This window comes from Sphingopyxis sp. Geo48 (assembly GCF_949769155.1).
Classification (GTDB): Bacteria; Pseudomonadota; Alphaproteobacteria; order Sphingomonadales; family Sphingomonadaceae; genus Sphingopyxis.
Map to the genome: position 1 here is coordinate 430,410 of NZ_CATKPA010000001.1, position 12,737 is coordinate 443,146.

At 66.2% G+C, this 12,737-nt stretch carries 13 protein-coding genes; 5 read left to right on the forward strand and 8 right to left on the reverse strand.

Translation table 11 applies throughout. The features are described from left to right. Positions 1-221 precede the first annotated feature (221 nt). Genes QOL79_RS02240 through QOL79_RS02250 form a run of 3 tightly spaced genes read right to left on the reverse strand, consistent with a single transcriptional unit; the run spans position 222 to position 3,632 of the window. A complete protein-coding gene (locus QOL79_RS02240) occupies positions 222-1,289 on the reverse strand; it encodes a zinc-dependent alcohol dehydrogenase family protein (RefSeq protein WP_283418481.1) in 1,068 nt (355 codons plus the stop codon). Then, positions 1,286-2,995 (reverse strand): MBL fold metallo-hydrolase, encoded by a 1,710-nt coding sequence (locus QOL79_RS02245; protein WP_283418482.1) that lies wholly within the window; start codon positions 2,993-2,995, stop codon positions 1,286-1,288. The genes QOL79_RS02240 and QOL79_RS02245 overlap by 4 nt, the downstream gene beginning before the upstream one ends. Before the next feature lie 52 nt (positions 2,996-3,047). Then, entirely contained in the window at positions 3,048-3,632 is a 585-nt protein-coding gene (locus QOL79_RS02250) for an NAD(P)H-dependent oxidoreductase (RefSeq protein ID WP_283418483.1), read from the reverse strand. Between the two features lie 330 nt (positions 3,633-3,962). On the opposite strand from QOL79_RS02250, the gene QOL79_RS02255 reads away from it, so the two are divergent. The 3 genes from QOL79_RS02255 to QOL79_RS02265 all read left to right on the forward strand — a co-directional run bounded on the left by QOL79_RS02255 (position 3,963) and on the right by QOL79_RS02265 (position 6,837). Then, complete coding sequence (locus tag QOL79_RS02255) at positions 3,963-5,837, forward strand: PAS domain-containing sensor histidine kinase (RefSeq protein WP_502957445.1); 1,875 nt, start codon at positions 3,963-3,965, stop codon at positions 5,835-5,837. After that, positions 5,827-6,441 carry a response regulator transcription factor gene (locus tag QOL79_RS02260; RefSeq protein ID WP_204993425.1) on the forward strand — a complete coding sequence of 205 codons (615 nt, stop codon included), beginning with the start codon at positions 5,827-5,829 and terminating at the stop codon, positions 6,439-6,441. Before QOL79_RS02255 ends, QOL79_RS02260 begins: the two co-directional genes overlap by 11 nt. Before the next feature lie 72 nt (positions 6,442-6,513). Continuing rightward, the gene (locus QOL79_RS02265) at positions 6,514-6,837 is read left to right on the forward strand and encodes a LuxR C-terminal-related transcriptional regulator (protein WP_283418484.1); all 324 of its coding nucleotides are present in this window, start codon (positions 6,514-6,516) and stop codon (positions 6,835-6,837) included. Here QOL79_RS02265 and QOL79_RS02270 read toward each other — a convergent pair. From QOL79_RS02270 to QOL79_RS02285, 4 genes are read right to left on the reverse strand one after another with little or no spacing between them, the layout of a single operon-like run. Continuing rightward, complete coding sequence (locus QOL79_RS02270) at positions 6,834-8,153, reverse strand: NRAMP family divalent metal transporter (RefSeq protein WP_058454583.1); 1,320 nt, start codon at positions 8,151-8,153, stop codon at positions 6,834-6,836. The two genes, QOL79_RS02265 and QOL79_RS02270, sit on opposite strands and share 4 nt — an antisense overlap. 58 nt (positions 8,154-8,211) lie before the next feature. Further along, positions 8,212-9,489: an MgtC/SapB family protein gene (locus QOL79_RS02275; RefSeq protein WP_283418485.1), complete on the reverse strand. Its 1,278-nt coding sequence runs from the start codon at positions 9,487-9,489 to the stop codon at positions 8,212-8,214. 22 nt (positions 9,490-9,511) lie between these two features. Continuing rightward, entirely contained in the window at positions 9,512-9,844 is a 333-nt protein-coding gene (locus QOL79_RS02280) for a TraR/DksA family transcriptional regulator (RefSeq protein ID WP_283418486.1), read from the reverse strand. Continuing rightward, positions 9,844-10,092, reverse strand: coding sequence for an HP1242/YdcH family protein (locus tag QOL79_RS02285; protein WP_058454580.1), 249 nt, complete (start codon positions 10,090-10,092; stop codon positions 9,844-9,846). Before QOL79_RS02285 ends, QOL79_RS02280 begins: the two co-directional genes overlap by 1 nt. 278 nt (positions 10,093-10,370) lie before the next feature. Here QOL79_RS02285 and QOL79_RS02290 point away from each other — a divergent pair, with 278 nt between their 5' ends. Then, positions 10,371-11,054, forward strand: coding sequence for a Crp/Fnr family transcriptional regulator (locus QOL79_RS02290; protein ID WP_282946666.1), 684 nt, complete (start codon positions 10,371-10,373; stop codon positions 11,052-11,054). 4 nt (positions 11,055-11,058) lie between these two features. After that, complete coding sequence (locus QOL79_RS02295; RefSeq protein ID WP_283418487.1) at positions 11,059-12,036, forward strand: L,D-transpeptidase; 978 nt, start codon at positions 11,059-11,061, stop codon at positions 12,034-12,036. A 103-nt stretch (positions 12,037-12,139) separates the two neighbouring features. Here QOL79_RS02295 and QOL79_RS02300 read toward each other — a convergent pair whose 3' ends face one another. Beyond that, entirely contained in the window at positions 12,140-12,625 is a 486-nt protein-coding gene (locus QOL79_RS02300; protein WP_231728992.1) for an Hsp20/alpha crystallin family protein, read from the reverse strand. Positions 12,626-12,737 lie beyond the last annotated feature (112 nt).

Here is a 12,737-nt window from a genome sequence, read left to right on the forward strand (position 1 = left end):
CGGACCTTCGTTGCTGCGCGTCCGCGTGCCGCGACGAGGCGGGCCAGAAATGCGCGAACGCTCGTCTTGAGCTTCCGTTGTTCGCTCAGGATGCCGCGCTCAAATTCGACAAGCTGGTCATGAAACGCGCACCCCCAGCGCGCTGCGCCGAGGTTCGATCTCGCGATCGAGTGCGGCCTGCAGATCGACGATGGTCCGCGCGATTCCTTGCATGCGCTGGGTTACGCGGCGGACCTCGCCGCAGCGGGATCGGCCGCTTCGATGATGACCTTGAGCGCCTGCGTCTCGGCTGCCCTGGAGAAGACGTCATAAGCGTCCATCATGTCGGCCATTGCAAAATGGTGGGTGACAAGCTGTTCGGGATCCAATTGTTTCGCCTCTACCATCCGCAGCAGCTGCGGCGTCGAGACGGTGTCAACCAATCGCGTCGTGATAGTGATATTGTGGGACCACAGACGCTCGAGATGCAGGTCGGCCTTGGCGCCATGCACCCCGACGTTCGCAATCGTTCCGCCGGCGGCGACGAGCAGCTGGCAGAGTTCGAAGGTCGCGGCGACGCCGACCGCCTCGATCACCGTATCGGCCCCGCGCCCACCCGTCATCTCCATCAGCGCCGCTGCGGCGTCGCGCGCGCCGCTGTTGATCGTGTCGCTGGCGCCGAACCGGCGCGCGACAGCGAGGCGTGCCTCGTCCAGATCGATCATGATGATCCGGGCGGGCGAGAAGAGCTGCGCGGTGAGCAGCGCGGCGAGACCGATCGGTCCCGCGCCGACGATCGCCACGGTCGATCCCGGGGCGACCTTGCCATTGAGCACGCCGCATTCGAAACCGGTCGGGAGGATGTCGCTGAGCATGACCAGCGCATCCTCGTCCGCCTGCTCGGGGATGGCGTAGAGGCTCGTGTCGGCATGCGGGATGCGAACATATTCGGCCTGGGTGCCGTCGATCATATTGCCGAGGATCCAGCCCCCCGTCGCGCAATGCGACTGCATGCCCCGGCGGCAATATTCGCAGCGCCCGCACGCGGTGATACAGCTGATCAGAACATGATCGCCGGGCGCGAAAGCCGTTACGCCCGTCCCGATGATATCGACGATGCCGACCCCCTCATGCCCGAGGATGCGGCCCGGCGCGCAGCTGGGGACATCGCCTTTCAATATGTGGAGGTCGGTGCCGCAAATGGTCGTCTTGGTGATGCGGACGACCGCGTCGCCCGCATCCCGCACCTGGGGGACCGGCCGCTCCTCTATAGTTTTCAGGCCAGGGCCGTTATAGACGAGGGCTTTCATTCGAAACCTCCTTTCGTGCGGGGAGGGGCGTCTGGACCGTTGCCTTGGCGGCTCGATCGTGTCGGCACCGCGGGATGCGAGGTTTCTGCCTTTGCCGCACGGCGGCGCCGTTTCTGTTCGGTGCGCGCCGCGTCATAGCTGGCGAGAACCCGCCGCATCTCGTCGAGCGCCTTGCGGCGACCTCTCTCGCTGCGGATATGCTCGAGGTTGTGCTTCAGATTGGCGGCGAAATCGGCATAGTCATTCTGCCAGTCTTCGCCCGCGAGCTGGGCAAGATCGATGCGTCCGGTCTGGATTCGCTTGGGCGGCACGCCGGGGGCGAGCGCGAAGCTCTCGCCGATCGCGGGAGCGACGACGGCGAGGCCCGGCGTTTCGGATTGGACGAGCGAGCGAAGCGCTTCGATCGCTTCGCTCTCGCCATGGTCCAGAAAAAGTCCGCCGCGGATTGGACCACGTTCGCGAATCCAGGCCGCAAGCTCGTCCCGGTCGGCATGCGCCGAATAGCTTTCGATGCGCCGGATGGCGGCACGAACGTTGATGTCCTTGCCCGAAAGCCGCACGCGCTCGGCCCCATCGAGGATGACCCGCCCGAGCGATCCGCGCGCCTGGAATCCGACGAACAAGATCGTCGACTGGCGCCGGTGCAGATTATGCTCGAGATGGTGGCGGACGCGCCCGCCCTCGCACATGCCCGAGGCAGCGAGGATGATGGCGCCCGACACGCTGTTGAGACGGATCGATTCGGCGACGTCCTCGACATAGCGGATCGAGGGATGACGGAAGACGTCACTGCCCGCGACATCCTCGAGCTCGGCCGCGTGCGCCGCGAAGACTGTCGTTGCTTGGCTCGCAAGGGGCGAGTCGACGAAGATGGGAATGTTCGGGATGCGGTTCGCCTCGGCGAGGCGGGCGAGGTCGAGAAGCAGCTCCTGCGTCCGCTCGAGCGCGAACGCCGGGATGATGAGGTTGCCACCGCGCGCGAGCGCCGCCTTCACTTCGGTTTCGAGGAGCTGACGGCGGTCCTCGATCGTCAGTTTCGGCCGCGGCCGGTCGCCATATGTCGATTCGCATATGACGAAGTCCATGCCCGTGGGCGCATCGGGATCGCTCTGGAATGCCTTGTTGCCGGGTCCCAGATCGCCCGAAAAGAGCAGGCGAACACCGCCCGCCTCAAGCTCGACCGAGGCCGACCCCAGGATATGCCCGGCATTCCACAGCCGCGCCTTGAAGCCCGGTGCCGGCTCGAACCAGGTTCCAAGCTCGGCGGGCTGGGTCAGGCTCCACGCCCGCAGCCCATCGGCCTCGGTGTAGAGCGGCTCGAACATCGTCTCGCCCGCGCGGTCGTAACGGCGGTTCCGGCGCGCGGTGTCGCTCTCCTGAATTCGCCCCGCGTCGGCGAGCATGAATTCGAGAAGGTCGGCGGTCGGCGCGGTGCACCAAAGGGGACCGCGATATCCCTCCTTCGCGAGCTTCGGTAACAGTCCGCAATGATCGATATGCGCATGGGTAAGCAGAACTGCGTCGATCTTGTCGACGTCGAACCCAAAGGCGCCATGGTTCAGCGTCTCCAGGCTCCGCGATCCCTGGAACAGCCCGCAGTCGATCAGGATCCTTCGCTGTCCGAGCGTGAGTTCCATGCACGAGCCGGTGACCGTTCCCGCGGCGCCATGGAAGGCAATCTTCAGCGGCGTTTCGGGGTCGGCCATGACACTCTATCTTTCGTTCGCAGGTGGACGGAGAGGCGGCCTCGCATTGCGCTCAGCGCCCCGCCGCGCCAAATTGGGTCATTGTCTCGAGCCACTTCGTGCGGTGCTCGGCATCGCCTTCGACATTGCCGACGATGCTTCGCTCCGTGGGCGCGATGCCGACAAAGCCGAGAATATTGCGCTCGAGGCTGCGCAGGCTGTGCGCGCCAAAATACAGGCGGTAGAACAGCGCGGGCATCCCCATTGTCACGACGATATGTGCCGTTCGGCCTTTGAGGCGTTTTTCGGGCAGGCCCTTTGCCTTGGGCGCGAAGGCGAATCCGGGCCGCATCACCTGTTCGAAGAAGCCCTTGAGGCGGGCGGGCAAGTCGCCGAGCCAGAGCGGGTAGAAGATCACCAGATGTTCGGCCCAGGCAATATCGTCCTGTGCCTCGGCTATCGCGGGCGGAAGCGCACCCTCTTCCCACTCTTTGCGACTTTCGAGCAGATCGAACGCGAGGCCTGCGACGGCGATGCGGCGGACGTCATGACCTGCCGCCAGCGCCGCCGCCGCATATGTGTCGGCGAGCGCATGGACGAACCGCCCCGGATCGGGGTCGGGGTGTCCGTCGATCAGCGTGATCCGTCTGGCCACCATGCCGAATTCCTAAAGGTTCGGGGTGCGCGCGTTGGCGCGACTGGAACGGAACACCGCGCCGGGCCGAGCTGGACGGGACGGGCGCGGCGCGGCGATCCGCCTGCCGCTTTTGGGATTGCGGACGCATTCCTCCTATCCGTAGTTTCCCGCATGGCCCCGCCACGCGCACGGCCTTGGCGAAACGGCATGTCCCATAAGGATCAACGCGGATCGCGGTCGCAGCGATCGTTTCGCTCTCGCCCGAAAATCGCTATGGAAGGCGTCCGCGGGAAGGCGAACCTTGAGGATGGCGCCGCCTTTTTTACAGCGCGGGCGGAGGCTGCGCGGTCGATGTCGATGTTGCAACGCTCTTTTGCGGCGCGTCTCGCCTGCGCGCTGGCTCTCGTCGCCGCCGCGGCGCTGCTGCGCTATGCGCTCGAGCCCTGGCTCGGCGGCAATGCAGCCTTCCTGCTGTTCGCGCCCGCGATCCTCGCCGCCGCCGTTCTCGCCGGACCGCTCGCGGCATCCATCGCGACGGCTCCGGCTCTGCTCATCGGGCTCTATTTTGCCGGCTACCGGGGCGACAGAACCCCTAATCTGGTCGAAGCCGCGGTTTTCCTGCTCGCAGCGGGCGGCATCGTTGCGCTGTCGCAGGCTTTCGAGCGGATGCGCAAGCGCATGCGCGAAAGTGACCGGCATGCCGCGCAACGCGATGCCGAGGCAGCGCTCGTCGCCGAGGAGCTCAATCTGCTGATCGATGGCGCCGAGGGCCATGCGATCTATCTGCTCGATGCCGGAGGCCGGGTCACGATCTGGAACAAGGGCGCCGAGCGCCTCAAGGGGTGGCGCGAAGACGAGGTTGTCGGAGAGGATGCCGCGATCTTCTACCCGCCAGATGCGATAGCCGCGGGCAAGCCCGCCGAGGATCTCGCCACAGCCGCCCGCGACGGCCGCCTCGACGCCGAAGACTGGCGCGTCCGCAAGGACGGTTCGGAGTTTCTCGCCGACGTGTCGATCACCGCGCTTCGCAACGAAGACGGAAGCCTTCGCGGCTTCGCCAAGATCGTCTCCGACATCACCGGGCGCCGCGCCGCCGAGGAAGCCTTGCGATCGCGGGAAAGCCATCTCCGTTCGATCCTGTCGACTGTGCCCGACGCGATGGTCGTGATCGACGATCGGGGTCTGATCGTCTCGTTCAGCGCCGCCGCCGAGCGGCTGTTCGGCTATCAGGAGGCCGAACTGCTTGGCGTCAATGTCAGCCGGCTCATGCCCTCGCCCGATCGCGAACGCCACGACGCCTATATCCGCCGCTACCTCGAAACAGGGGAAAAGCGCATTATCGGAATCGGACGGGTGGTGTTCGCCGAGCGCAAGGACGGCTCGACCTTTCCGATGGAATTGTCGATCGGGGAGGCGTCGAGCGACAGCCATCCGCTCTTCACCGGCTTCATCCGCGATCTCACCGAGCGCCAGCTGACCGAGGCGCGGCTCGAATCGCTTAAGTCCGAGCTGATCCACGTCTCGCGCGTAAGTGCGATGGGGACGATGGCTTCGACCCTTGCCCATGAGCTCAACCAGCCGCTCACCGCCGTCGCCAATTATGTCGAGGCCGTTCGCGACCTGCTCGCGAGCCCCGCACCTGCCGATATGCCGATGATCCGCGATGCGCTCGACGATACGGCGAAGGAAGCGCTGCGCGCCGGGCACATCGTCCGGCGGCTGCGCGATTTCGTGGCGCGGCGCGAGGTCGAGAAAACGATCGAGAAACTGCCGTTGCTCATCAACGAGGCGGCGGTTCTCGGGCTGATGGGCGCACGCGAGAAGAGCGTCGAGCCGCGTTTCGATCTCGATCCCTATGCCTCGCCCGTGCTCGTCGACAAGGTCCAGATTCAGCAGGTGCTGATCAACCTCATCCGCAACGCCGTGGAAGCGATGGCCGACAGCCCGGTACGGCAGCTGACCGTCACGAGCCGTCCCGACCAGCGCGGTTTTGTCCGGGTGATCGTCGCCGATACGGGCCCGGGCGTCACGCCCGAGGTCGCCGCGCAACTCTTCACGGCGTTCGTCAGCACGAAGGCCGAAGGCATGGGCCTCGGCCTTTCAATCTGCCGGACGATCGTCGAAGCCAATGGAGGCCGCATCTGGATGGAGAAAGGTGCCGGCGGCGGGACCGAATTTCATTTCACGCTGGTGAGCGCGAAAGCGGAGGAAGATGATGTCGGATAGGAAGCTGGTGCATATCGTCGACGACGAGGAGGCAATCCGGCGTTCGGCGAGCTTCATGCTCAAGACCTCTGGCTATGCTGTGGAGACCTGGGCCAATGGCGTCGCTTTCCTGAAAGAAATCCGGCATGTCTCCGAAGGCTGCATCCTGCTCGATGTGCGCATGCCCGAGATGGACGGGCTCGAAGTCCAGCAGGCCTTGCTCGAGCGGGGGGTCACCATGCCGGTGATCATCCTCACCGGCCATGCTGACGTATCGATCGCAGTGCGCGCGATGAAGGCCGGCGCGGTCGAATTTCTGGAAAAGCCCTTCGAGAAGGCGGTACTCATCGCCTCGATCGAAGCCGCTTTCGCTCGTATGGAGGCGGCGGAAGGTGCGGCGGCACGCTCTGCCGAGGCCGAGGTGGTGCTTGGCATCCTGACGCCGCGCGAGCGCGAGGTTCTTGAAGGTCTCGCGCAGGGGCTGCCCAACAAGACGATCGCCTACGATCTCGGCATCTCGCCGCGAACGGTCGAGGTTCACCGCGCCAACCTCATGGCGAAGCTCGAAGTCCGCAGCCTCTCGGACGCGCTGCGACTCGCCTTCGCCGCCGGGCTCGGCGCCTGAAATCTGCGGACATTACGTAACGACCGCGCTCTTTCCGATGGGTAGATCATTGTCCATCGGAGGAGGGACCGCATGACGACAGGCCGCTGCGAAGACCCTGCGAGGACGATCCGCCGTCCCGCGCCGGACCGCGCCGCGCGCCCGCGGCCGTCTTCTCCCACCATCGACCAACTGACGCATCGCGAGCTTGAAGTCGTCGACGGGCTCGTGCGCGGTCTAACCAACAAGCAGATCGGACAGGAACTCGGTATCAGCCACCGAACCGTCGAAATCCATCGGGCACGCCTGATGCGCAAGCTCGGCGCTGCGACGCTTGCCGCGCTTCTCGGCATCGTCCTGCCGCAGCGCGACCGGATCGACGCGCTGATCGCCGAACAGGCCAGGGCGCGGGCCTAGACCTTCCCCGCGGCAAGGAAGAAAAAGAAGAGCAGGGTGGCCGCTGCCATCACCGCAGTCGCCGCCCAGCCTGACCAGAGCTGCCGCCGCGAAATCCGGAGGCGCCCCATTGCGCGCGGATTGCGCGCAATCAGCATCATCACGACCATGAGCGGCGCGGCCAGCACGCCATTGACGACCGCGGCCCAGTAAAGCGCGCGCGCGGGGTCGATCCCGATCGCCGAGAGCGAAGACCCCGCGAGCGTCGTCGCGGCGATCGTGCCGTAGAAGAGCCGGGCGGAAAGCGGCTTGGCGTCGAGGCTGCCCGCCATGCCCGCCATCTCGGTCACCGCATAGGCGGCCGATCCCGCGAGCACGGGAACGGCGAGAAGGCCGGTGCCGATGATCCCGAGCGCGAACATCGCGAAGGCGAACACCCCCGCGACCGGGCGCAGCGCTTCTGCCGCCTGCGCCGATGTCGCGATGTCGCGCACACCCTCCGCATGCAGCGTCGCCGCGGTCGCGAAGACGATCGCAAGCGAGATCGCCGTGCTCAGTGCCATGCCGGTCAGCGTGTCGATACGGATGCGCTTGAGCTCGGGGCCCGCCGCGGCCGGCGTCAGGCACAGCGGTTTTGCATGATGGCGATGCTGTTCCTCGATTTCCTGCCCGGCCTGCCAGAAGAAGAGATAGGGGCTGATCGTCGTCCCGAGGATCGCGACGAAGGCGGTGGCATAGGCGGCGTTGAGCTCAATATCGGGTATCACCATCGACCCGAGCGCCTGGCTCCAGGGGACATGGACGACGAACAGCACCGCGACATAGGTGAAGAGGGTGAGGGTCGTCCATTTGAGGATCGCGGCATAGCGTGGATAGCTGAGTCCCACCTCGAGGACGATGCTGAGGATGCCGAACAGCAGGGTGTAGAGCCCGGCATTGCCGCCGGCCAGCAGCGCCAGCGCCGCGCCCATGGCGCCGAGATCGGCGCCGAGGTTGATGATGTTCGCCACCAGCAGGAGCGATACCATCGACCACAGTAGCGGGCGCGGATAGTGCCGCCGCAGATTGCGGGCGATCCCCGCTCCGGTGACCCGCCCGATCTCGGCGGCGATGCCCTGGATTGCAACCATCAACGGGAAGCTGAGCACGAAGGTCCAGGACAGGCGATAGCCGAAGGCCGCGCCGATCTGGCTATGCGTCCCGATCCCGCTCGGATCGTCGTCGGCGGCGCCGGCGATCAGCCCCGGGCCGAGCGCGCGAAGAAATTCTCTCGGGCTCGGCCTGGGCGCTGCCGATGCGGCGGGAGCCCTTACGTCCTCGTCACTGGTGATCGGCATGGATGGTCTTTCTTTTCGGACGTTCGCGTCCGCGACGGCCTTGATCGGTATTTGGGCTTCAAAAGAGCAGGATCGGGACAAGCATGAGGCTCGCCGCGACGCTGAGGACGAGCGGCAGCGCAAGCTTCCACCCCTTCCGCCAGCCGGCGATCGCCAAGGCGGTCGCGCCCTTGAACAAGGTGTTGGCGAGAACCGGGGCGACGATCACGATCGTCGCGAGCTGGCCCTTGAGCAGGCCGTGGGGGAGCGAGCCGACGGCGATGATTGCCGAGTCGACGTCGGCCAGTCCCGAGAGTGCGATGACGAGCGCGAGGCCGCGCTCGCCGACCATCGCCATCATCCAGCGTGCGGCGACGGTCAGCAGCATGACGAGCAGCATCAGGCCGATCGCCGGGGCGAGGCGGAACGGGTTCTTGAGTTCGACGGGGCGGTCGGTGGCGCTGGTATCGCGCCGGCTGCGCAACGCAAGGAATGTCGCTCCACCACTCACCAGCGCCGCGGGCGCGGCAATCCAGCCGAATTCGGGCATGGCCGCCGGCGCCAGTACGGCGCTCAGGATCGCCGCGCGGATGAGCATCACCGCCGATGCGGCGCCGATCCCGGCGATCGCCATCGCTTCGCTTTCCTCGCCGTCGCGCACCCGCATCGCGAGTGCCGCAGTGACCGCCGTCGAGGAGACCATCGCGCCGGTTGCAGCCATGACGAGCGTGCCGCGCGAGGCACCGTAGCGCTTGGCGGCAATATAGCCGAGAAAGGAGAAGCCCGAGACAAAGACCACGACCATCCAGAGCTGACGCGGATTCCAGGCGTCATAGGGACCGAAGCGCTGGTCGGGCAGCAAGGGCAGGATGGCGAGCGCGATCAGCGCAAAGCGGACGATCGCCCCGACCTCGACATCGCTGAGCCCCGCGACCCAGCGATGCAACTTGTCGCGAAGCGCGAGCACCAGCGTCAGCGCTACGGCAATCACCGTCGCCATCTCGCTTCGACCGCTCGCGGCGAGATAACCGCAGCCGAGCGTAATGAGCGCGGCGAGACTCGTTGTCCCGCTGAGCTGGTCGGGCGCCCGCGCGCTCTTCGCATAGCCGATGAGGATGAGGATCGCTGCTGCGCCGGAGACGATCGCGGCGATAGCCGGGGCGGGGGCTGCGGTGACCGCCGCCATACCGCCCGCGAGGCCGAACAGGGCAAAGGTTCGCACGCCGGCGAAACGGCTGCCCGCGGCTTCGTTGCGCAGGCTCCAGCCCCGCTGGACGCCGACGAGCAGCCCAAGAAAAAGCGCAAGCCCGATGCCGGCGAGCGGTTGCAACTGGGCGCCTCGAAAGGACTCGATCATGTCGCTCACCCGGCGCGGAGGTTCAGCCGCCGCCGAACTCGCGCTCGCATTCGATGCAATGCGCGGCGTGCGGAACGGCTTCGAGGCGCGCGGCATCGATCGGTATGCCGCATGCCGTGCAGAGGCCGTAATGGCCGGCATCGAGCCGGGCAATCGCGAGCCGGACTGCCTTCATCTCCGCCGCTGCCGCGCTTTGCTGTGCGTCGATCGTTTCGTCATCTTCGCGTTCGATTGCCTGCTCGCCCGAATCGTCGTCGAGCGGCACCCGCTGCTGGCTTTCCAGCCGTTCGACCTGCGCTGCGAGCCGGTCGAGGCGCGCGACCAGGCCGGCGCGTATTTCGGACAGATTATCCATCAGCCATTCTCCTCGACCGCGATGAGCGCGGCGATTTCGTCGAGGATGAACAGCCGCCTCTTCTTGAGTTCCTCCAGCTCGTCGTCGGCGAGTGCGGCAAGGCAGGCTTCCACGCGCTGAATCTGGCTCTGAAGGTCATGATGCTCCTCGGCAAGCTGACGATAGTTCGCGCTGGAGAGCTTGAGCGCATGCAGCGCTGGCCCGTGGTCAGGAAATAACGTGTGAAGGTCGTGACCAGATTCGCTCATCTTCGGTCCTTTCGTGATGGATTTGCCTCCCAAATTGCGCCCGGACACTTCGCCTGTCGCTACGCAATAGCCCTTACGCTCGGCGTAGCTCCGGCGGCCGACGCCATCCGGCCGCGCTCCAGATGAAAGGTGTACGTACAGTTGCGTAATCACCTCTGCGCGGCGACTCGCTATCCGGACTGCATGGGGATTCAGCAAAATCCATTCCGCTACCAGGGCGGCCACCGCCCGACACGGGCCCCGAGCGCCGTTCGCGCGTCACTTGCCGGAGCACGGCAATGAGCGATTGCGCGTCCTGCGCCGTGCGCTGCCGCGCCATCTGCGCCAGCCTTGCGGTCGACGAAGCCGCCGAACTTGGCCGTATTGGCCGTCGGCAGCGTGTGAGGGCGGGTCACACCCTGCTATGGGAGGGCGACGAAGCGCCGACGGTCGCGAATGTCCTGTCGGGGGTGCTCAAGCTCGTCGTCGCCACCGCCGATGGCCGCGAACAGATCGTTGGCCTGGTATTCCCTTCCGATTTTATCGGCCGCCCGTTCGGCAAGCAAAGCCCTTACCGGGTGACCGCCATGACCGACGCCGAGGTCTGCATCTTCAATCGCCATCAGTTCGACGACTTCGCGGGTCGCCACCCGCATTTGCAAAAAAAGCTTCTCCACCGCACCCTCGACGAACTTGATCGGGCGCGGCACTGGATGATGCTGCTAGGCCGCAAATCGGCGTCCGAGAAGGTCGCCTCCTTTCTGCTCGATATGGAAGAACGGCTCCCCGGTGCCGCCGACGGTGCGTCTGGCGGCTTCGAGCTGCCCTTCGGTCGCCAGCAGATCGCCGACATATTGGGACTGACCATCGAGACGACTTGCCGCCAGCTCACGCGCATGCGCAGCGAAGGCCTCGTTGACCTTCCCTCGAGGCGCGCGGTGCGGATCAACGACCGGGCGCGAGTGGCTGCGATGGCCGGCTGAGACAATGGGAGCTTGCGCGAAGCTGGCCGGAAGGGCGGCGCTGCTGCTGGGGGCTGCGCTGCTGCTGCCACTCGCGGCGTCGGGCGAGCCCACTGGACCGCACGGGAGCGTTGGCGAGGCGGCCGAGCGATTGAAGCCCGGAGAGTATATCTGGGCGCCCGAGATCGCCCCGCGCGGCCCCCTGATGATGATCGTGAGCCTCGCGACCCAGCGTGGCACCCTCTATCGCAATGGCGTCCCGATCGCGATCACCACCGTCTCGACGGGCAAGGCGGGCCATGAAACCCCGACCGGTGTCTTCACGATCCTTCAGCGCGACGCCGATCATCGCTCGAACCTCTACGACGATGCGCCCATGCCCTATATGCAGCGGCTGACCTGGGGCGGAGTTGCGCTACATGGCGGCACCTTGCCGGGCTATCCTGCTTCGCACGGCTGCATCCGGCTGCCGCAGGCCTTTGCCCGCCTCCTCTATGGCGTGACGCGGCTCGGGATGACGGTCATCGTCACCGAGGCCGCAGTCGTTCCGCGCGCAGCTCCCGGCGATTCCCTGCTCCGGACCGGGCCGACGCCGGCAGAGGGGGCGGTGCTATGGGAGCCGGACCGGGCACCAAGCGGCCCCGTGTCGATCATTGTCAGCGCCGCCGACCAGCGGCTGCTGGTGCTGCGCAACGGGATGATGATCGGATCGGCGCCCGTGCGCCTCGAAGGCCCGGTTACGGGCACCTCGGCATTCGTCCGCCAGTCGGACGAATCGGGCGCGGCAGCCTGGCTCGAGGTCCCCATTCCGGAGGCAATTGCCGCCAAGGTGCCGGAGCGCTTCGCAGGGCGCGTCGATATAGCAGCCGATCTACGCGCGCTGCTTGAGCCTCTCATAACCGTGGGAACCAGCGTTATCGTCACGCCGGACTCGCTTCGCACCTCGAGCCCGCAGCCGGTGGAGATACTCGGCGGCGACGAGGGCAGCGCGCCAACGCCCTAAGGCGTGACCGAATCGGTCCAGCGGCTGAAGGTGAGTGACATTTGTCTGCCCCGGAAGGGGGGCGGCGGCCGGAACCGCGCCCCAAGCGGCCCGGCGCACGCGTCTAGCTGCTGATCTTGATCTTGCGGGCGGGATCGCGCGCCTTCTCGGTCTTCGCGATCTCGACGCTGAGCAACCCATGCTTGAACTTCGCCTCGATCTTGTCGGCATCGGCATCCCCGGGCAACGCGATGCGGCGCCGGAAGCTGCCATGGCGCCGCTCGCTGATCAGACGCCCGTCCTCGCGGCGCTCGGAGGATTCGTCTTTTTCGCTCGCGAGCAGAAGCACTCCGTCGGCGACTTCGAGCTGGATGTCCTTCTCGGTGAGCCCGGCGAGTTCGGCCGTCAGCTTGTAGGCTGACCCGGTATCGACCAGCTCGACCGCCGGGACCGGACTCACGAGCCGCGGGACATAGCTCAGCAGGCTGCGGCCGGGGACGGCGAACTCTTCGAACATGCGGTCAAGTTCGCCGCGCAGCCAGTTCATGGCGCCAAGCTCCGCCTGCGCGGGCTGGCTACCCGCGGTGCGGGTCGGGGTGAGATCATTCATCAGCTTGCTCCTTCTGAAATAGAGAGGGATCGCGGCGGCGGGTTATGTCCGAGGAACTCTCTCGGAAGGGCCTCATCGCCGTAATGCGCCGGTGCGCTATCGGAACCTAGCG

Excerpts from the sequence above, each read along its gene's own strand:
- QOL79_RS02285 (WP_058454580.1), bottom strand. The coding sequence starts at position 10,092 with ATGAGCGAATCTGGTCACGACCTTCACACGTTATTTCCTGACCACGGG.
- QOL79_RS02260 (WP_204993425.1), top strand. The coding sequence starts at position 5,827 with ATGTCGGATAGGAAGCTGGTGCATATCGTCGACGACGAGGAGGCAATC.
- QOL79_RS02295 (WP_283418487.1), top strand. The coding sequence starts at position 11,059 with ATGGGAGCTTGCGCGAAGCTGGCCGGAAGGGCGGCGCTGCTGCTGGGG.
- QOL79_RS02250 (WP_283418483.1), bottom strand. The coding sequence starts at position 3,632 with ATGGTGGCCAGACGGATCACGCTGATCGACGGACACCCCGACCCCGAT.
- QOL79_RS02270 (WP_058454583.1), bottom strand. The coding sequence starts at position 8,153 with ATGCCGATCACCAGTGACGAGGACGTAAGGGCTCCCGCCGCATCGGCA.
- QOL79_RS02300 (WP_231728992.1), bottom strand. The coding sequence starts at position 12,625 with ATGAATGATCTCACCCCGACCCGCACCGCGGGTAGCCAGCCCGCGCAG.
- QOL79_RS02255 (WP_502957445.1), top strand. The coding sequence starts at position 3,963 with ATGTCGATGTTGCAACGCTCTTTTGCGGCGCGTCTCGCCTGCGCGCTG.
- QOL79_RS02280 (WP_283418486.1), bottom strand. The coding sequence starts at position 9,844 with ATGGATAATCTGTCCGAAATACGCGCCGGCCTGGTCGCGCGCCTCGAC.
- QOL79_RS02240 (WP_283418481.1), bottom strand. The coding sequence starts at position 1,289 with ATGAAAGCCCTCGTCTATAACGGCCCTGGCCTGAAAACTATAGAGGAG.
- QOL79_RS02290 (WP_282946666.1), top strand. The coding sequence starts at position 10,371 with ATGAGCGATTGCGCGTCCTGCGCCGTGCGCTGCCGCGCCATCTGCGCC.
- QOL79_RS02275 (WP_283418485.1), bottom strand. The coding sequence starts at position 9,489 with ATGATCGAGTCCTTTCGAGGCGCCCAGTTGCAACCGCTCGCCGGCATC.
- QOL79_RS02265 (WP_283418484.1), top strand. The coding sequence starts at position 6,514 with ATGACGACAGGCCGCTGCGAAGACCCTGCGAGGACGATCCGCCGTCCC.
- QOL79_RS02245 (WP_283418482.1), bottom strand. The coding sequence starts at position 2,995 with ATGGCCGACCCCGAAACGCCGCTGAAGATTGCCTTCCATGGCGCCGCG.